Here is a 17158-nt window from a genome sequence, read left to right as displayed (position 1 = left end):
ATCGTAACCAACAAGTACCAGACCGGCTTCGACCAGCCCCTCCTGGTGGCCATGTATGTGGATAAGAAACTCTCGGGGATTACCGCCGGGCTGACGGCAAAGAGAACACCTACATTCTGGACTTCGTCAACGACCCCGAGCAGATTCGCGCCGCCTTCGCCGAGTACTACGAGGACGCCCGCATCGAGACCGAATCAGACCTCGACCTGGTGGCCAAGCAGGTCGATAAGCTTGAGGCGGCAGGTATCTACAACCGGGCAGATGTGGAACAGTTCTGGGAAAAATGGGTTAGCCCCGGTGCTCGGCAGGCTACCTTTGACTCCCTGATTTCTATACCCGTGCAGCGCTTTGTCACCCGCTGGAAGGCGGCCCAAGAGGGGCTTGATGGTTCTGCTGATAGGGCTGCCCTTGAGACCCTGCTGGAGTTCCGCTCAACCCTCGCCCAGTACGTGAAGTCCTACGCCTTCTTCTCGCAAATCTTCAACTTCGGCGACCCCTACTACGAGAAACTCTCTGCCTTCGCTGACCTGCTCGCGCGCAAGCTGCGCCGCTTCACCCTCGACGAGGTGTCGCCCGAGGTAGTGAACGTGGACGATATCGTGCTCACCCACTACCGCCTCGAAAAGCTGCGCGACGAGGAAGACTTGAAGCTCGCGTCCTCCCAGGCGGCTGGTCTACAGGGCATGACGGAGGCCGGCCTAGCCAGCATTCAGGAGCGCGAGCGCAAGGCCCGTTCTGAACTGATTGAGAAGATTAATAAGTACTTCCACGGCCTTGACCTGAGTGACGAGCACCAGGTGGGCTTTGCTACTACCTTCGTGGCTGAGGCGGCCAAGGACGCCGGGCTCAAACAAAGCGCCATGGCCAACACCAAGGTGGACTTCTACCATTCGAAGAATGTGCGCGTTGGCCTGGCGAATAAGCTCTGGGACTACAGCTCAGATACAGCTGACCTGATTGACCACGTGCGCAAGCTGCCAGCGGAGCAGTTCGTGGAATTCATGCTCGACATGGGCCTGTACGAACTGCTGCGGGGCGAGAAGGTGGAGGAGCTGAGCCACTAAATCTGTAAGTTACTCTTGAGAGACAATGGAACATTTCATGTGATATGGTTGAGATATCAGACACCGCCCACCTCTGTTACATGGAACCCCAAAGTTCTGCATGTATCATGTGGCGGTTTTCATTTTAAGTAGGTACTTATGGCTGAAAAAGGCTTCCTAGACCACCCAGATCTCATCGACAGACTTGAGCAACTGGGAATGCAAATCAACGATAAGACTAAAGCAGAAGCAGAGCTCAGAAGGCTCGGCTATCACCGCACGAGTGGCTACAGGTATCCCTTTAGAAAACTTCGAGAGCCCCTCACAGATGAGCTCATTAGACGCAGAGAGTTCCGCCATGATGAGTTTGAAGCTGGCTCAAGATTCGAAGACTCTATCGCGCTTGCTGATTTTGATACCAAGCTCCGGGCCGTCATCTTGACTGGCATCTTTGACTTAGAGGTAAGACTAAGAACTGCTATCGCGCATGTGATCGCACAGAAAAATCCCAAAGGGCATCTTGAGATTTCATGCTTAGATTCCATTAAATGCTGTGAACTTACTTCTTCTCGAGATAAAACAACCAAGTTTGAGGCTTGGAAAGCTCAGTACGAGAGCGCTAAAAAATCCAAAAATAATGACGATTTCATAGCGCACCATACTCTTGTCTACAGAGGCTTATTCAAAAGTAGACACGCACCCCACACCCACCAACTAGACAACGGCCCCACCCGCGGCAAAAATATGAGCGTTAAATCTCTACAAATAACCTCAAGCCATACCGGACAAGACCGTTGCTACACCAGCGTACAACCGGCCTCACAGCCACGCAATTCGCCACACTCATCACAGCCCTCACCCATCACCTCACCTGGTCAAAACCAGGCGGAAGACCACCAGCGCTAACCCTCAACCAAGCCCTCAAAATCACCCTGCTCTACCACCGCCATAACCTCACCGAAGAACTCCTCGCAGAACTTTTTGCTGTCTCTCAATCGACAGTCTCACGAGCTATCAACACCATCGAAAAGGCCCTGGAGAAGATTCTCACTCCGCTGACTCAGCCTTTGAAAGAAAGCCTCAAAGCACCCGGGTCCTTAGTAGTTGACGGGACTCTGATACCCACGTGGAATTGGCGTTCACTTGGTAAAACAAATTTCTCTGGAAAGCACAAACGAGCCGGATTCAACCACCAAGTCATTTGCACCTTGGATGGAAAGTTGCTGGCTATCACAGACCCGGTGCCCGGGGCCAGGCATGATGCTTACGCCTTCAAACATCATGGCTTGGAAAGATATCTTGATGAGAGCACTGTGGCTGATAAGGGCTATATCGGGTTGGGGTTGGCTACCCCGGCCAGGCGCAAGCCGGGTCAGCGGCTGAGTCGGGAGCAGAGGCGGAATAATCGGGTGCTGAATCGGCTGCGGTCGGTGGTGGAGCGGGTTATCGCTCATATCAAGACTTGGCGGATTCTTCATACGGGGTTTAGGCGGCCGTTGGGGTTGTATGGGCGGGTGTTTTCGGTGGTGCGGGGGTTGGTGTTTTTGGCTGCGGGTGGGACTTTTGAATAAGCCTCACAAGACAGAAATTCCTGTATGGGCAGCACTAGAAATTGTGTCCTTTGGAACCCTAATTCACTTTTATCTTTTAATGAAGGTAGAAGACCAAAATGATGTGGCAAGAAAGTTCGGGGTTCGACAAGGCACCAAGTTTGGCTCCTGGCTACTTGCAATCATGGACTTAAGAAACGACTGCGCTCATGGTGCTAGAGTTTTCAATAAGAGCATGAAAAGGAATGTGTCTGTTCATTCAAACTCTTACTTCAAAAAATATTTAAAGCATATAGATAAGGAACTCCCTGCCGACAAAATATACATGCCGTGTGTCTTACTCGCCCATATGCTTAGATGCCATGAATCTGGAACTAATTGGCACAACACGTTCAAAACACAGGTTAAAAAGCTACCCCAAATATATCTGCAAGAATTATCTGAACCGCTTATTACTGCCGAACGTAACATGGGTTTTCCTGGCAACTGGCAAGAATTAGAAATCTGGAATAACTAATATTCCGCATGGGCCTCTACGAGCTGCTGCGGGGCGAGAAGGTGGAGGAGATGAGCCACTAGATATTGTGGGACATCTTAGAGAGCAAGCTCTCCGCCACCTGCTCCACACCCAGGCGGTACTGTGCGGAATCACGATCTGCACGACGCACATCCGTTAAATCAAGAACAGCCCTACTCTGTTCCTCTGGAATCTTAGAGTTAGCAATCCACAGAACCGGCACAATATTCTTGCCGTCTAACACAGACAAGTCACCTATTTGCTTGACCCAGCGAGGTGTCACCAAAGCCAAGCCAACAAGGGGTACCTGCTCGTCAGCGTCCGCCCCAAAGGTATCGGCGAGACCTGTCGAGTCATCATCAAAGATGAGCTCAACGCTCAAACCAGACAGACCCTCAACGGCATCAGCAACATCTTCAGCAAAGCCACGAATATTCCCTGCTAACGCAGAGCCCTCATCAGCCGCAGCGAAACTAGCAACGACACGCACATCAACATCGCCAGTTTTCTTAGAGGGCTCAAGCTCTGCCCGTGGCTCTATCGCAGTTGCGCGCGCTCTGTTCATCAACCCCTGCCACAAACTAGCGTCCCACAAGGCGGCCAAGGGAAGAGCCCAAATTTTCTCACCTAAAGGCACAGGCCGAGCCACATTACAAACGACGAAGCCCCGTGTAACCCTGTCACCATACAATTCTTGAAAGCTCTTCAACCCCTTCAAGAATTCAGGCTTTACACGCGCAGAAGCTTTCACTTCCAGTGCGATGAGAGAACCCGCAGAATCACGCAAGACTACATCGACCTCAACGTCCTTATTCTTAATCCGCTGTCGCCAATGGAATATATCCACACTACGCTCAGCCCATCCAGCATGGGCACGTATCTGCTGCATCACCAGCGTCTCAATCAGACGCCCTCGTACATCTGCATCAACTAACTGTGCATCACTCGTGCTTACCAAAGACCGAGCGGATAAAGCCACATCTGCGGGGAAAAACTTTGCTGAAGACCGCAAAGACCTCTTTGAAGCCCGATGTAGGTTAGGAACCTCATAGATTAAGAATCGTTTTTCGAGAGCGTCGAGATAAGAATCAACTGTGCGGCGGTCCATTGAGAGTTCTCTGCCCATTTCAGAGATATTTAGCTCTGAAGCAGGGTGCCTTAAAACATAAGCCAAAATCTCGTGTGCACGTACCTGATCAAACGACTCACCTGGCTTTACCCGCTGAGTTAGGATGCTTCTTATCCCCTCGTCAATAGCCAGGCCTAACGTTGAGGTCACTGAATTGCCAGCAAACCGACGATACTGGGGCATACCCCCTAAAACAATCGCGTCAGATTCAATATCCAGAGGTTGTGTTTGTTCCCCTGTAACCGGATTTGCATCAAATAGAGCATCTATCACAGACCACGGCTGCTGATGGGGAGAGTTGATTTCTGCCTCGCTTAAAGGCTCTAATGATACTCGTAAAGCCCTGCGTGCCAGAGGGTCAGTGCCGCCAAAGCCGCTTTGCCCGATGCTTGAAGAACCGGTAAGAACTAGACGAATTGAGTCCTGGTTCTCATCTAGAACCTGTTTCACAGCAACCGGCAGCTCAGGAACCAGCTGAGCTTCGTCGATTGCGCAGGGCCACTCTAAACCACGGAGCCAACCCACTGTATCAGCCTCAACCACTGCTCGCAGACCGGCATCAGCCATCGAATAAACTGCCTTCAGATGCCCCTCATGAGCCAGCTTGTTCACTAAGCTTGTCTTCCCCACTGCACGAGCGCCTTCGATAATCACGACAGGCGCAACAGCAAGCAGGTCAAGTATCTTGGGCTCAAGGAATCTGGGATAGAAGGTCATAGGTCAAATTGTACATTCGATGCACAAAATTTTGTACATCGGATGTACAAGTTGGTAAAGTACTAGGTGAATTGACCAGTTCACCTCAGTAGTCATCTTCAAGGGATAGGAGGGTAGGAAATGACTATTAGCGCTGTAAATTCTGCGATGTATAGAGCAGCCAGAAAAGCTAAAAAGGCACTAAAGACCAATAGTAAAACCACAACTTGTCGCTCACGCACCGAGCATACGCGTGGCACAGATGGGCTAACAGACGCAAAACGGAGTCTCTATGCTCTGCAGGCAAAGTCTCTGCCCAACAGCCTGCCCGTCAAAGACCTCGAAAAGGCATTTAGCCGTCTAGCTTCAGAGAAACGCTAGAACGAACGCAATCCACCGCTAGGCGGGGCGTGAATCGCTCTGTGAGCCAGCTTGTTCACCAAGATTGTCTTCCCCAACTGTACGAGCCCCCTCTATAACCACGACAGGCACAACAGCAAGTAGGTCAAGTTTCTTAGTATCAAGGAGTCTGGGATAGAACGCTATAGATCAAGTTGTACATGTGCGCAAGATACCAGCTGAGCAATTTGTCGAGTTCATGCTCGAAATGAACTGCTAGATGGGCTCTGTACGGTTTACTCGTAGTGGGTCCACATTTTTAGCACATGGACAGTGTGTTCCTCTTCGAACACGTCATAAACAAGTCTATGCTGAACGTTGATTCGTCTGGAATACAAGCCCGCCATGTCTCCAACGAGTTTTTCGTAGCGTGGAGGGTTCTGCCAAGGGTTTTCAGCAATTACCTCTAGCAGCTTCTGAGCCTTAGGTTGCAAGCCAGAACGTTTGAGTTTGAGTGCATCCTTTTGCGCTTGCTTGGAATAAATCAGTTTCCAGCTCACCAAGGAAGCTCCGTGCTGCCTTCGCTCAGAGGCTCCTTGCGAGCCTGCTGGATACTTTCTCGGACTTCAGGGATAGAGCTGAGGTATAGAGTTTCTTGGATAGCCAGCCAATCATCTTCGCCAATTAACACAGCATTACCTCGCTTTCCTGCAATGGTAACAGGGTGCGAGTCAGCATTGACCTGGTCAACCAACTGGTAGAGGTCACTGCGGGCGTTAGTTACTGAAATCGTAGTCATACCCCAACAATACGGAATTACGTACGCCTCAGCAAGAGGGGGCAAAATATTATCTGGATGAATGAAGTAACCTCGTGATATACCAATCGCCCGAGTCATGAGCAGGTCAAGGTCGACTTTGATGCCGCTGAACTCATTCAACTGGCATTGAGTACAATAACGAATATTTCAGCCGATACATGCTAGGAATGCGAGACCTTATACTGAACCCTGACTGGGTACTAAAGGCACTAGATGATGTGCCTTTCCAGAAACGCGAAGAGCAGGATTATTCCCATTCTGAGACTTACTTATTAGGCTAGAAGTGCTCTCGGGCTCGCAGCGAAGCTGCTGGCTCGGGGCTGGCGTGAATCGCCTTGTGAGCGAAGCGAACCAGGCGAGAGGGTCGGCAGCGAGCGCGAGCCCGAGGGCACGTCAAGCGTGAGCCTGGTGCGCTTTACTCGTCTTCTCCTACCGTACTTCGTACCCCGCCGCTCGGATTGCGTCCTTCACTTCCCCAATGCTGACCTCGCCGAAGTGGAAGATGGAAGCGGCGAGGACGGCGTCCGCTCCTGCTTCTATGGCGGGTGGGAAGTGCTCGGCTGCGCCCGCGCCGCCCGAAGCAATCAGGGGTACGGTGACAACAGAGCGCACTGCGCGGATCATGGGCAGGTCAAAGCCGGCCTTAGTGCCGTCGGCGTCAATGGAGTTCAGCAGGATCTCGCCTACGCCGCGCTCCTGGGCCTCAGCAACCCATTCGAGCAGGTCAAGCCCGGTGGATGTGCGGCCGCCGTGGGTGGTCACCTCGTAGCCGGACGGGGTAGCATCCGACTTCTTGGCGTCCGCCGAGAGCACCAGCACCTGGGATCCAAACCGCTCGGTAATCTCGTTGATCACCTCGGGCCGGGCAATCGCAGCAGTGTTGATCGAGGCCTTATCAGCCCCGGTGCGCAACAGACGGTCAACGTCCTCAGGGGTGCGCACTCCCCCGCCCACGGTCAGGGGAATAAAGACCTGCTCGGCGGTGGAAGAAACCACATCGAAGGTGGTCTGGCGGCCAGAAGAAGAGGCGGTGACATCCAGGAAGGTCAGCTCATCGGCGCCCTCAGCGTTGTAGCGCTTGGCGAGTTCTACCGGGTCGCCAGCGTCGCGCAGGCCCTCAAACTTGACGCCCTTGACCACGCGGCCGGCGTCCACATCAAGACACGGAATAACACGAATGGCAACACCCACGGGCGCGCCCCCTTTCCTTGAATCAAAAACTGAAGCGGCGGCGTCCGCCCATATCAGGGGCAAGGACGCCGCCGGGTAAAGTTACAGGCGCGCGGCCTGAATGGCGGTGACTAGGATGCCGCGGCCGCCGATGTCGTAGAGGGAATCCATGACCTTATTCGCCGCCTTGCGCGGCACCATGGAGCGCACGGCAACCCAGCCCTCGCGCGAGAGCGGTGAAATGGTGGGGGCCTCCAGGCCGGGGGTCAGTTCCTTAGCCGCGCCCAGGTTAGCCTCTTCGATGTTGTAGTCAATCATCACGTACTGGCGGGCAATCAGCACACCCTGCAAGCGGCGCTGCAGGCGCTCAAGACCGGCGTGGTCCTCAACACCGGGGCGCTTAATGAGCAGGGCCTCAGAGCGCATAATCGGGTCGCCAAAGGGTTCAAGACCGGCAGCGCGCATGGTGTTGCCGGTTTCTACCACGTCGGCAATGGCGTCGGCAACGCCCAGGCGAATCGAGGACTCGATAGCCCCATCAAGCCGAACCACCGAGGCCTTAATACCGGAGCGTTCCAGGTAGTCGGTCAGCAGGCGCTTGTAGCTGGTGGCGATACGCTTACCTTCAAGTTCGGACGGGTCAGCGTAGGTACCGGCAGGCCCGGCCAGGCGGAAGGTGGAGCGGGCAAAATCGAGCTTGAGTGCTTCCTCAGCGTGGGTGCCAGAATCCAGCAGCAGGTCGCGGCCGGTGATACCGACGTCCAGGGTGCCCTCGCCCACGTACACGGCGATGTCGCGGGGGCGCAGGTAGAAAAATTCAACCTCGTTGTCCTGGTCAACGAGCACTAGCTCGCGGGAGTCGCGGCGCTGGAGGTAGCCGGCCTCGGTCAGCATGGTGATGGCAGCCTGAGAGAGCATGCCCTTGTTAGGAACTGCAACGCGTAGCATAGGTTTTTCCTTTGCAGTGATGGTTTAGAGGTACTTGTAGATATCTTCGGGAGTCAGTCCCTTGGCGATCATCATGCACTGCAAATGGTAAATCAGCTGTGAAGCCTCTTCAGCGAACTCGGCGTCAGACTGGAATTCAGCGGCCATCCAGACTTCCGCTGCTTCTTCTACGATTTTCTTGCCGATAAAGTGCACGCCTTTGTCGAGTTCCGCAACGGTGCCGGAGCCCTCAGGGCGGGTTGCTGCCTTTTCGGTCAGTTCTGCGAATAAGGTTTCAAAGTTCTTCACGGTTTCTAGAGTACCGCTCTTTGAGGTGCTGGCGTTACCGGGTAGGTTTAGATTTCATCTTTCGGTCACGCGCACAGGATAAGATGCGCGGACGGACGCCCGCCCTACCGCCAGCGGCAGGGCAGGAAGGCGGGCGTCCGCAATTTCTTACAGGGTGCTGTAAATCTTGTGGCGCGTACCCACCGGGAAATCGGCAGTAACGGTAAGGTCTGCACCTAGCGCTGCGAGGTATTTGTGCAAGGTTTTGATACTAACGCTCTCGATATCCCCTTTTTCCATCTGGGAAATTCTTTTCTGGGAGACACCGATTTTTTCAGCCAAATCGGTCTGGGTCAAACCTAAATCTTTGCGAAGCTCCTGTAGCTGAAAAACACGAGCCTCAGCATGCATGTCATTCACTAGGCGCTGTAGGTCATGAGAATCGACTGGGCGCATTTGCTTCAGTTCTTCAAGAGTTGTCATGGCGCTTCCTTAGATACTCTTCATAGCGTTTCTCAGCAAGAGGGATATTCTGTTTGTACCATTTGTTCCATTGGCCGGTTTTGTCACCAGCTACCAACAGAATCGCCTGTTGCTCTGGATCAAAGATGAATAGAATTCTAATATTTTTTGCGTGGCCGCGGGGTCTCAGTTCTTTGAGGTTATGTAAAGACGAGCCGGTAATGCGATCAATAAAGGGCCTACCTCCATGAGGACCTACAGACCCAAGGTATTCAAGCGCTGCAAGCACATGAAGATACTCCTGGCTAGGCAGTTCCATGAGCCAGTCTTGAACGAAACCTACTTCAACCGTCCACCCTTGCATAACGCCAGAATACTATAAATATGTTCTATTGCATAGGTAAAGACAAAGAGGAGCCCTCCTATCTTCGCTAAAGATAGGAGGGCGGGCGTCCGCTCATTACGTTCGGGAGCTGGCCCCTAGGTTTTAGAGCCCTCGCAGTGCCACCACGGTTTCCAGCGCCGCGGCCATGGCCTCGTAGCCCTTGTCTTCGTTGGAGCCGGGCAGGCCGGCACGGTCGATGCCCTGCTCTTCGGTGTCGCAGGTCAGCACGCCAAACCCGACGGGGGTTTTGTTTTCTACAGATACCTTGGTCAGGCCGCTGGTGGCGGCGTCGCAGACGTAGTCAAAGTGCGGGGTTCCGCCGCGGATGACCACACCCAGGGCGACGATTGCATCGTACTTCTCAGCCAGGGTGGCTGCGGCGACGGGCAGTTCGAAGGTGCCGGGCACGCGCACGATGGTCGGTTCGATACCGGCGTCCGCGGCGGCGCGCTGGGCGCCGTCGAGCAGGCCGTCCATGATCTGGGTGTGCCAGGACGCCGCAATCACGGCGACCTTCAGACCTGCGGTGTCTGCGGGGTTGAGTTTGGGGGCGGGTGCTCCTGCTCCGCTCATGGTGTTCTCCTTAGGGTTGGGTTTGGGGTAGGTACCAGCTAATTCAGAAATGACCACAAACTAGATGGGTTTTTCTGACTCAGATGGTACCTAGTTGAGGATGTGGCGCATACGGTCGCGTTTGGTGGCGAGGTAGCGCTCGTTTTCGGGCCGGGGTGCAACAATATCGGGCACCAGCCCTGTCACCTGCACTCCCAGCTCGGTCAGGGCTTCTGCCTTGGCCGGGTTGTTGGTGAGTAGGCGGACGCGGGTCAGCCCGGCTGCTTTCAAGATGACGGACGCCTGGGTATAGTCCCGTGCGTCTGCTGGGAAGCCCAGGTGTAGGTTGGCGTCGAGGGTGTCGTCCCCGGCGTCTTGTAGGGCGTAGGCTCTCAGCTTGTTGACGAGGCCGATGCCTCGCCCTTCGTGCCCGCGCAGGTAGAGCACAGAACCGCCCAGCTCCTGTACGGTGGCGAGGGCTTTTTCGAGTTGGGGTCCGCAGTCGCAGCGGTAGGATCCGAGCAGGTCACCCGTGGCGCATTCGGAATGGAGCCGAACCAGGTGGTCTTGCCCTTCATGCTCAGGTGTGAGGGGGCGTCCGTCCGCGCCGACGGCGGTGGCAAGCATGTGCTCGGTGCCGTCGGCAAACTCGTAGGCAGATACGGCGAAGGTGCCGTGAGGGGTGGGCACCAGCACCGGCTCGCTCCTGGCTACCAGGGTGTTTTTATCGGTCACTGTCGCGCTCCTGCAGGTAGGTGACCAGGTCAGCGATAGAAATCATGGGCATGTTGTGCTGGGTGGCGAAGGCGCGGAGGGCGTCGAAGCGCATCATGGTGCCGTCGTCGTTCACGATTTCAGAGATCACGCCGACCCCCGATAGGCCCGCGAGTAGGGAGAGCTCTACCGCTGCTTCGGTGTGGCCGGGGCGCTGGCGCACTCCCCCGTCGGCTGCCCGCAGGGGGAGGACGTGGCCGGGACGGGTCAAATCTCCCGCAGAGGACGCCGGGTCGGCAAGCACCTGCACGGTGCGGGCCCGGTCGGCGGCTGAGATGCCTGTGGTGACGCCGTCGCGGGCATCGCAGGTGACGGTGTAGGCGGTGCCCTTGGCGTCCTCGTTTACTGCCACCATGGGCGGCAGGTTCAGGGTATCTGCCCGGGCGGCACTCATGGGGGCGCAAATGACGCCGGAAGTATAGCGGATGGTGAAGCCCATGAGTTCAGCGGTGGCGTGTTCGGCTGCGAAGATAATGTCGCCTTCGTTTTCGCGGTCTTCGTCATCGACTACAACCACGGCACCGCCGCGGGCAATTTCGGCGACGGCGCGTTCGACGGAATCGAGGGCAGCCACCCGGTGCTGGGTTCCACCGCCTGCGCTGCCCGGGGTAACACCAAGACCCGCCACAGAACCCGAGACAGCCAGAATACGTTGCACGTACTTGGCCAGGGCATCGGTTTCGAGGTTGACTGTATCGCCCACGGTCAGCTCACCCAAGGTGGTGGCTTCAAGGGTGGCGGGAATGAGCCCCACCTCAAACCAGTGGGTGTCGGCCTGGGGGTGGGAGACGGCGGTGACGGTCAGTGACGCACCTGAGACAGTAATTGAGCCCTTTTCGGTCAGGTGGGCTGCCATATCCCGGGGTACGCGCACGCGCACAGTACGCCAGGATTCGTGGTCTTCTACCTTGACTACGGTGCCCAGGCCGTCCACGTGGCCCTGCACGATGTGCCCGTCGAAGCGCCCACCAGCTGGCATGCAGCGTTCCAGGTTGACTCGGTCGCCGGGTGCGAGCTGGCCCAGGTTGGTGCGGCGCAGGGTTTCGCCCATCATGTCGGCGGCGAAGTAGCCCTCAGCCAGTTGGCGGGTACGGGTGGCGGTTAGGCAGACGCCGTTGACGGCCAGGGATCCGCCGTGCTCAAGATCGTCGATGAGCGGGCCCGCCTTGATGGTGACGACGGCTGACTCAGCCCGCCCCTCAGAATCGAGTACGGGTTCTATGGATTCTACGGTGCCGGTTGCGGCAATGATTCCGGTAAACATGAGGTCCTTAGATGAGATGGTGAGGCCGATAGACGCAGCGCCGCGTGTTGGCGTGGGGCTGGCATGAATCATGTCGAGCGCCCCGGCGCGAGACATGAGAGGGTCACACGCGGCTGCGTCTATCGGGCGCACCTTGTCGGGTTTCTATTCGTTTGCTGGTACGAGCCGGGTACGGACGTCCGCACCCAGGGTCTGCACTGCCGGTTGCTTGGTCAGGTGGTCCAGCTGCCAGCGCCCCGCCTGGTTCAGGCTGCTCACGCCGAGGTCGCCGAGGGCTGGTTTACCGGCACCGAGTAGCAGGGGTGCCCGGTACCAGTAGAGTTCGTCGATCAGGTTGGCGCGCATAAAGGCGGTGATGAGGGTTGGCCCGCCTTCCAGGAGCAGATGCCGGACGCCCCGGGCGTAGAGTTCGGTGAGAGCCTGTTGGGGGTCGCGGGTTGGCAGGTGGACGGCCTTGCCTTCACCGATAGCGTCGGCAAGGTGCCCGGCCGGGATCTGGCTGGTTCCCATCACCACGCGCAGGGGCTGCTGCTCGGCAAGCTGCCCCTCAGGCGTCCTTGCTGTGAGCTGGGGGTTATCGGCCAAGACGGTGCCGGTACCGACCATGATGGCGTCCGCGCGGGTGCGCAGGGTGTGGCCGTCGGCGCGGGCGTGCTCACCTGTGATCCATTGGCTGCTGCCGTCAGCGGCTGCGATGTAGCCGTCGAGGGAGCTGGCGATTTTGGCGGTGACGAAAGGACGCCGCCCGGCAGCGGCAGTGAGCCAGCGGGCGTTGAGGGCGTAGGCGTCATCTTCCAACAGCCCGCCATGAACAGCTATGCCCTGCGAGCGCAGGTAGGCTGCTCCCCCGGCGGCGTCGTCGGTGGTGTCGGCGTAGGCGTAGGTGACCTCAGCGATACCGGCCTCGGCTATAGCAACTGAGCAGGGGCCGGTGCGGCCGGTGTGGTTGCAGGGTTCTAAGGTGACGTACATGCGGGCCCCGCGCACGTCGATGCCGGCTTCGCGGGCGTTTGCTAGGGCGTCGGTTTCGGCGTGGGGGCTGCCGGCGCCGCGGTGCCAGCCGGTGGCAAGTAGTTGCCCGGTGGCGTCCACAAGTACTGCCCCGACTAGGGGGTTAGCCCCGCGCACGCCCTTGCGGGCATTATCGAGGGCAAGGCCCATGGCCTGGGTGTCGGTAAGGGGTGCCATGGTTAGCGTACGTCGACGGTGGGGTCGGGGAAGCCGGTTTCAACTTCGACCTTGCCAGCCTCGCGGTTGCGGGTGCGCCACCAGACGAAGAAGCCGGTGAGGGTGAAGGCCCCGTAGAAGAGGTACATGAAGGCGCTGGCGTAGTAGCCTGCTGACCAGAGCAGGGGCACACCGACCACGTCCACGGCGACCCAGACCAGCCAGAACTCTACCCAGCCCTTAGCCATGCCGTAGGTGGCGAGCAGGGAGCCGGTGAAGATCCAGGCGTCTGACCAGACTGGCTCGTAGGAGCCCAGGGCGCGGAAGATGGGGGTAAGGACGCCGGTGCCGACCAGCATGAAGGCGACCATGAAAGCTCGTTCGCGCCAGCTGGCCCACTGGGGAATCACTGCTGCCTGGCCTGCGTCGCCGGTCTTGCGGGTTTGGTTCCAGCGGTACCAGCCCCAGACGGAAACGGCGATAAACATGATCTGGCGGCCTGCCTGCCCCAGCAGGTTAGCGGTGCCGTAGGTTGACCCGAAGAGGGTACCTAAGAAGACGGTGAGCAGAAGCAGGTTGCCGAGAATACCGACGGGCCAGGCCCAGACTTTGCGGCGCATGCCGCCGAGGGCTGATAGTAGGCCAAAGATGTTGCCAAGGACTTCGCGCACCAAGAGGGACTGGTTATCGCCAATCGCAATTTGAGCGTCGAAGAGCCACCGCAAGAAATCCATAAAAAACTCCCAAAGCGAGTGGCTCCGGGAGAACAAATCGAGGGTACCCGGCGTTGGCTGGCTTCGTTGGGTGTCGGTGAGGACGCCGGTGGGCCTGGCAGTCGGGTACGGCAGGTGCCGCGGGGGCACCTTACGGTTTGCTCGTGCTACCTTCCATCCAGACTGTACTGTCTGCCAAGGAATTCCACCTTGCAGGTATCGGGCACATGGATGTGCCGTCAATTAGCGGGCTGTCACCGCAGGTTCGGATTTTCACCGGGTCCCGGAGCACGATATGTATATTTACTCTTCAAGTTATAGCACGGCCGGGGGGTGTAACCGTCATATTGTGACTTATTCCCGCTATCTGGTCGGGTGCGGGGCCTTCCTCAAAGCCCCTGCTGATAAAGTCAGTTTGACATTATTTCCTGCCCCCTGAGCCACATGACTTCCCCGCACCAGAACCAGCCCCGGGCGTCCGCACCCGGCCAACTCACTACCGCCACGATTGCTGATGCCCTCAACCCCGAGGCCATGAACGCCGAACAGCTCACCGCTACCCTTGACCAGCTGCCAGTCACCCGCCGTCATGCCCGCCTGCTGGGGGTGACCGGTATTGGTTGGGCGCTCGATGCCATGGATATCGGCCTGATCTCTTTTGTCATGGCCGCCCTGATTGCCCACTGGGGTATTAGCTCCGGGCAGGCTTCCCTACTGGGGTCAATCGGCTTCTTGGGCATGGCTATCGGTGCGACCCTGGGCGGGCGCTTATCGGATAAGTTCGGGCGGCGCGCAATCTTTGCCGGCACGCTTCTGGTCTACGGGCTGGCTACCGGCTTCTCTGCGCTAGCGACTACTTTCACGGTTCTACTGGTGCTGCGTTTCATCGTGGGCTTGGGGCTCGGCGCTGAGCTGCCGGTAGCCTCCACCTATATTTCTGAGTTTGCCCCGCGGGCTGTGCGCGGGCGCATGGTGGTTGTTCTTGAAGCCTTCTGGGCGGTCGGCTGGATCCTCGCTGCCCTCATCGGCACCTTCGTCGTGAGCCGCTCCGAGGACGGCTGGCGCTGGGCTCTTGCCATCGGCTGCGTCCCTGCCTTCTACGCCCTGGTGGTGCGGTGGGGGCTCCCCGAATCGGTGCGCTTTCTCACCCGACGCGGCGACCTTACCCGCGCCCGGTCCGTGGTCGCTGGTTTCGCTACCTCCCCGCCCTTGCGGGCAGAAGCTGCGCGGACGCCGTCCGCCCCTGCCGCTGCCGGGCAGGCTTCAGCCGAGCTGGCTCAGGCAACCTCCATCTGGTCAGCGGCGCTGCGCCGCCGCACCCTTGCCTTCTGGGTCATCTGGTTCTGCATCAACCTTGCCTACTACGGGGCTTTTATCTGGATTCCCTCGCTACTGATTCAGCAGGGCTTTAGCCTGATCAGCTCCTTTACCTTTACCCTCATCATGACTCTGGCCCAGCTACCGGGCTATGCGGTGAGCGCCTGGCTGATTGAGCGCTGGGGCAGGCGCTCCACCCTGGCTACCTTCTTACTGGGCTCAGCACTGGCGGCGGTAGCCTACGGCCTATCGCACGAGGTCTGGGCACTGGTAGCTAGCGGCTGCATGCTCTCCTTCTTCAACCTGGGTGCCTGGGGTGCCCTCTACGCCATCGGACCAGAACTCTACCCCGGCCACCTGCGCGGTTCCGGCACGGGTGCAGCTGCCGGGTTCGGCCGCCTAGCCTCTATCACCGCTCCCCTGCTCGTGCCCGCCCTGCTGCCGCTGGTAGGTATTTCGGGGCTCTTTGTTCTGTTCGCTCTAGCCTTCTGCACGGCAGCTGGCGCGACCTTCCTGCTGCCTGAAACCCGCGGCAGGCAGCTCACCTAACCCCGAGACGGTCATCAGTCGCTACACTTGAGGTGCATAAAGTTTTCTACCCCCGACCATAGGTGAGCTGTGTCTGACGCGAAACCCGCCAATATTCAAAAACGTGATACCACCTTCAAGCAGGAGCACGGTGCCGTGGCGCACCTGGTCAAGCGCAAGCCCGAGCAGGCTGTCGCCCGGGCTGTTAAGGGTGCCCAGAAGCTATTGGACGAGGGCCAGGGCAAGCAGGCCCTGAACGTGCTCACCCTGGCTAAGCCCGTACTGGTTGCTGGGTCAGAGGACGCCGCCGCCTACTACACCATGCTGGCCACCATTCACCGCTCCATGGGCAATGAGCAGGCTGCCGAGCGGGCCGAGAAGAACCTAGCCTAACCTATCCACAATAAAGAAGGCGATGGAAATGTTCCATCGCCTTCTTTATTGTGGATAGACCCCACTATCTACACTGTCTGGGCAGCAGAGTTATTTCCGCTCTCCTTAGCCCACACAGTTGCAATGATGGTAACGGCAAAGCACAGCATCATGTAGGCTGCCGGGAGCACGATGCTCCCCTCACCTGCGGTGAAGAGCCAAGCCACAATCATGGGCGTAAAGCCAGCGATGATTACACCGTTAGTTTCACGGGCCAAAGCTACACCGGTAAATCGGGTCTTAATGGGGAACAGATTGACCAGGAAGGCTCCCTGAGGGCCAGAGGTCGTAGACAGCACTACACCAAATGAGATAGCCAACGCTGCAAAGCTCATGAGGAAGCTACCCGATGTCAGAGACATAAACAGGGGGAAAGCAAAGAGAAGGCCGATGGTTGCACCGATCATCATGGTCTTACCCGTACCAATCCTGTCGCCCAGGGCACCGCCCACCGGTGAGAGCACAATACCGAAGACCGTCGCCAGCATCACGGCAGTCAGGGCTGTAGTGCGGTCGAGGTTACCGTAGGTGGTCATCACCGTAATCGACACAATCGAGATGATGTAGTTATTGGCGTTATGACCGGTAACAGCCATAAAACCGATAACAACCTGCTTGAAGTTCTCGCGAATGACCTGAGCAAGCGGAACAGAAGACTTCTGCTGCTTCTCATCGCGGGCGGCCATAGCTGCCTGATACTCGGGTGACTCTTCGAGCTTATTTCGAATGAAAATTGCAACGGCAAACAGAACGACCGAAGCCAAGAAGGGAATACGCCAGCCGATACCCATAAAGGTTTCTTCGGGCAGGGTCGATACCAGCATAAACGAGAGGGTCGCGAGCAGGGAACCTGCTGGAGGCATCGCCAGCACGAGGGACGTCCAGAATCCGCGGCGCTGCACAGGAGTGTACTCCGCTACCAGGGTGAGGGCGCCCGTAAGCTCTGCGCCAGCACCTAGACCCTGCAAAAGGCGCAGGAATACCAGCAAGAAAACTGCCCAAGCACCTAAAAATTCGGCAGTGGGCAACAGCCCGATACCTACCGTAGAAACACCCATGATGATAATCGTCAGCATCATGGCGGG

General features: G+C 57.4%; 19 protein-coding genes, 1 pseudogene and 1 riboswitch. Of the genes and pseudogenes, 6 read left to right on the top strand and 14 right to left on the bottom strand.

Translation table 11 applies throughout. From position 1 onward, the window contains the following. Positions 1 to 209: 209 nt before the first annotated feature. The 4 genes from L6963_RS11225 (at position 210) to L6963_RS11215 (ending at position 3110) form a co-directional block, all read left to right on the top strand. On the top strand, positions 210 to 1064 hold the full coding sequence (locus tag L6963_RS11225; RefSeq protein WP_237207101.1) for a hypothetical protein: 855 nt from the start codon (positions 210 to 212) through the stop codon (positions 1062 to 1064). A gap of 138 nt (positions 1065 to 1202) precedes the next feature. Then, entirely contained in the window at positions 1203 to 1949 is a 747-nt protein-coding gene (locus L6963_RS11220) for an Abi family protein (RefSeq protein ID WP_237207102.1), read from the top strand. Continuing rightward, on the top strand, positions 1838 to 2614 hold the full coding sequence (locus tag L6963_RS11940; RefSeq protein WP_237207103.1) for a transposase: 777 nt from the start codon (positions 1838 to 1840) through the stop codon (positions 2612 to 2614). Before L6963_RS11220 ends, L6963_RS11940 begins: the two co-directional genes overlap by 112 nt. Continuing rightward, entirely contained in the window at positions 2607 to 3110 is a 504-nt protein-coding gene (locus L6963_RS11215) for an Abi family protein (RefSeq protein WP_237207104.1), read from the top strand. Before L6963_RS11940 ends, L6963_RS11215 begins: the two co-directional genes overlap by 8 nt. Positions 3111 to 3168: 58 nt before the next feature. Here L6963_RS11215 and L6963_RS11210 read toward each other — a convergent pair whose 3' ends face one another. From L6963_RS11210 to pnuC, 13 genes are all read right to left on the bottom strand, one after another. Then, positions 3169 to 4956, bottom strand: a complete 1788-nt coding sequence (locus L6963_RS11210; protein ID WP_237207105.1) for an ATP-binding protein — start codon at positions 4954 to 4956, stop codon at positions 3169 to 3171. A gap of 614 nt (positions 4957 to 5570) precedes the next feature. After that, entirely contained in the window at positions 5571 to 5834 is a 264-nt protein-coding gene (locus L6963_RS11205) for a Txe/YoeB family addiction module toxin (RefSeq protein WP_237185320.1), read from the bottom strand. Beyond that, entirely contained in the window at positions 5831 to 6073 is a 243-nt protein-coding gene (locus L6963_RS11200) for a type II toxin-antitoxin system Phd/YefM family antitoxin (RefSeq protein WP_237185321.1), read from the bottom strand. The genes L6963_RS11205 and L6963_RS11200 overlap by 4 nt, the downstream gene beginning before the upstream one ends. A gap of 450 nt (positions 6074 to 6523) precedes the next feature. Next, entirely contained in the window at positions 6524 to 7285 is a 762-nt protein-coding gene (hisF, locus tag L6963_RS11195) for an imidazole glycerol phosphate synthase subunit HisF (RefSeq protein ID WP_237207107.1), read from the bottom strand. A gap of 81 nt (positions 7286 to 7366) precedes the next feature. Beyond that, positions 7367 to 8212 carry an ATP phosphoribosyltransferase gene (gene hisG, locus L6963_RS11190; protein WP_237207108.1) on the bottom strand — a complete coding sequence of 282 codons (846 nt, stop codon included), beginning with the start codon at positions 8210 to 8212 and terminating at the stop codon, positions 7367 to 7369. A gap of 24 nt (positions 8213 to 8236) precedes the next feature. Continuing rightward, complete coding sequence (locus L6963_RS11185) at positions 8237 to 8500, bottom strand: phosphoribosyl-ATP diphosphatase (RefSeq protein WP_237195689.1); 264 nt, start codon at positions 8498 to 8500, stop codon at positions 8237 to 8239. 147 nt (positions 8501 to 8647) lie between these two features. Continuing rightward, positions 8648 to 8962, bottom strand: a complete 315-nt coding sequence (locus tag L6963_RS11180) for a helix-turn-helix domain-containing protein (protein ID WP_237195687.1) — start codon at positions 8960 to 8962, stop codon at positions 8648 to 8650. After that, the gene (locus L6963_RS11175) at positions 8949 to 9260 is read right to left on the bottom strand and encodes a type II toxin-antitoxin system RelE/ParE family toxin (protein ID WP_219336373.1); all 312 of its coding nucleotides are present in this window, start codon (positions 9258 to 9260) and stop codon (positions 8949 to 8951) included. The genes L6963_RS11180 and L6963_RS11175 overlap by 14 nt, the downstream gene beginning before the upstream one ends. 168 nt (positions 9261 to 9428) lie before the next feature. Then, positions 9429 to 9899 carry a 6,7-dimethyl-8-ribityllumazine synthase gene (ribH, locus tag L6963_RS11170; protein ID WP_237195683.1) on the bottom strand — a complete coding sequence of 157 codons (471 nt, stop codon included), beginning with the start codon at positions 9897 to 9899 and terminating at the stop codon, positions 9429 to 9431. Positions 9900 to 9989: 90 nt separating this feature from the next. Then, positions 9990 to 10613 carry a GTP cyclohydrolase II gene (locus L6963_RS11165; protein ID WP_237207109.1) on the bottom strand — a complete coding sequence of 208 codons (624 nt, stop codon included), beginning with the start codon at positions 10611 to 10613 and terminating at the stop codon, positions 9990 to 9992. Then, positions 10603 to 11916, bottom strand: a complete 1314-nt coding sequence (ribB, locus tag L6963_RS11160) for a 3,4-dihydroxy-2-butanone-4-phosphate synthase (RefSeq protein WP_237207245.1) — start codon at positions 11914 to 11916, stop codon at positions 10603 to 10605. The genes L6963_RS11165 and ribB overlap by 11 nt, the downstream gene beginning before the upstream one ends. Before the next feature lie 144 nt (positions 11917 to 12060). Further along, the gene (gene ribD, locus L6963_RS11155; protein WP_237207110.1) at positions 12061 to 13104 is read right to left on the bottom strand and encodes a bifunctional diaminohydroxyphosphoribosylaminopyrimidine deaminase/5-amino-6-(5-phosphoribosylamino)uracil reductase RibD; all 1044 of its coding nucleotides are present in this window, start codon (positions 13102 to 13104) and stop codon (positions 12061 to 12063) included. Positions 13105 to 13106: 2 nt separating this feature from the next. Then, a complete protein-coding gene (gene pnuC / locus L6963_RS11150) occupies positions 13107 to 13817 on the bottom strand; it encodes a nicotinamide riboside transporter PnuC (RefSeq protein WP_237207111.1) in 711 nt (236 codons plus the stop codon). A 140-nt stretch (positions 13818 to 13957) separates the two neighbouring features. Further along, a riboswitch (FMN riboswitch) is annotated at positions 13958 to 14091 on the bottom strand. Between the two features lie 149 nt (positions 14092 to 14240). Between pnuC and L6963_RS11145 the strand changes: the two genes are divergently transcribed. Together L6963_RS11145 and L6963_RS11140 are read left to right on the top strand one after the other, a co-directional pair. Beyond that, positions 14241 to 15662: an MFS transporter gene (locus L6963_RS11145; protein ID WP_423816807.1), complete on the top strand. Its 1422-nt coding sequence runs from the start codon at positions 14241 to 14243 to the stop codon at positions 15660 to 15662. A 69-nt stretch (positions 15663 to 15731) separates the two neighbouring features. After that, the gene (locus tag L6963_RS11140; protein WP_237195670.1) at positions 15732 to 16034 is read left to right on the top strand and encodes a hypothetical protein; all 303 of its coding nucleotides are present in this window, start codon (positions 15732 to 15734) and stop codon (positions 16032 to 16034) included. Positions 16035 to 16102: 68 nt separating this feature from the next. Here the strand turns inward: L6963_RS11140 and L6963_RS11135 are convergent. Further along, positions 16103 to 17155: pseudogene (locus L6963_RS11135) on the bottom strand (MFS transporter); the annotation flags it as partial. Between the last annotated feature and the right edge of the window lie 3 nt (positions 17156 to 17158).

The sequence above is a fragment of the Rothia nasimurium genome, assembly GCF_928392795.1.
Taxonomy (GTDB): domain Bacteria; phylum Actinomycetota; class Actinomycetes; order Actinomycetales; family Micrococcaceae; genus Rothia; species Rothia nasimurium_F.
Note: the sequence above shows the minus strand (reverse complement) of the source record. Positions and strands in the feature narration are given on the sequence as shown.

Excerpts from the sequence above, each read along its gene's own strand:
- L6963_RS11220 (WP_237207102.1), top strand. The coding sequence starts at position 1,203 with ATGGCTGAAAAAGGCTTCCTAGACCACCCAGATCTCATCGACAGACTT.
- L6963_RS11210 (WP_237207105.1), bottom strand. The coding sequence starts at position 4,956 with ATGACCTTCTATCCCAGATTCCTTGAGCCCAAGATACTTGACCTGCTT.
- L6963_RS11200 (WP_237185321.1), bottom strand. The coding sequence starts at position 6,073 with ATGACTACGATTTCAGTAACTAACGCCCGCAGTGACCTCTACCAGTTG.
- hisG (WP_237207108.1), bottom strand. The coding sequence starts at position 8,212 with ATGCTACGCGTTGCAGTTCCTAACAAGGGCATGCTCTCTCAGGCTGCC.
- L6963_RS11180 (WP_237195687.1), bottom strand. The coding sequence starts at position 8,962 with ATGACAACTCTTGAAGAACTGAAGCAAATGCGCCCAGTCGATTCTCAT.
- L6963_RS11175 (WP_219336373.1), bottom strand. The coding sequence starts at position 9,260 with ATGGAACTGCCTAGCCAGGAGTATCTTCATGTGCTTGCAGCGCTTGAA.
- ribH (WP_237195683.1), bottom strand. The coding sequence starts at position 9,899 with ATGAGCGGAGCAGGAGCACCCGCCCCCAAACTCAACCCCGCAGACACC.
- ribB (WP_237207245.1), bottom strand. The coding sequence starts at position 11,916 with ATGTTTACCGGAATCATTGCCGCAACCGGCACCGTAGAATCCATAGAA.
- ribD (WP_237207110.1), bottom strand. The coding sequence starts at position 13,104 with ATGGCACCCCTTACCGACACCCAGGCCATGGGCCTTGCCCTCGATAAT.
- pnuC (WP_237207111.1), bottom strand. The coding sequence starts at position 13,817 with ATGGATTTCTTGCGGTGGCTCTTCGACGCTCAAATTGCGATTGGCGAT.
- L6963_RS11145 (WP_423816807.1), top strand. The coding sequence starts at position 14,241 with ATGACTTCCCCGCACCAGAACCAGCCCCGGGCGTCCGCACCCGGCCAA.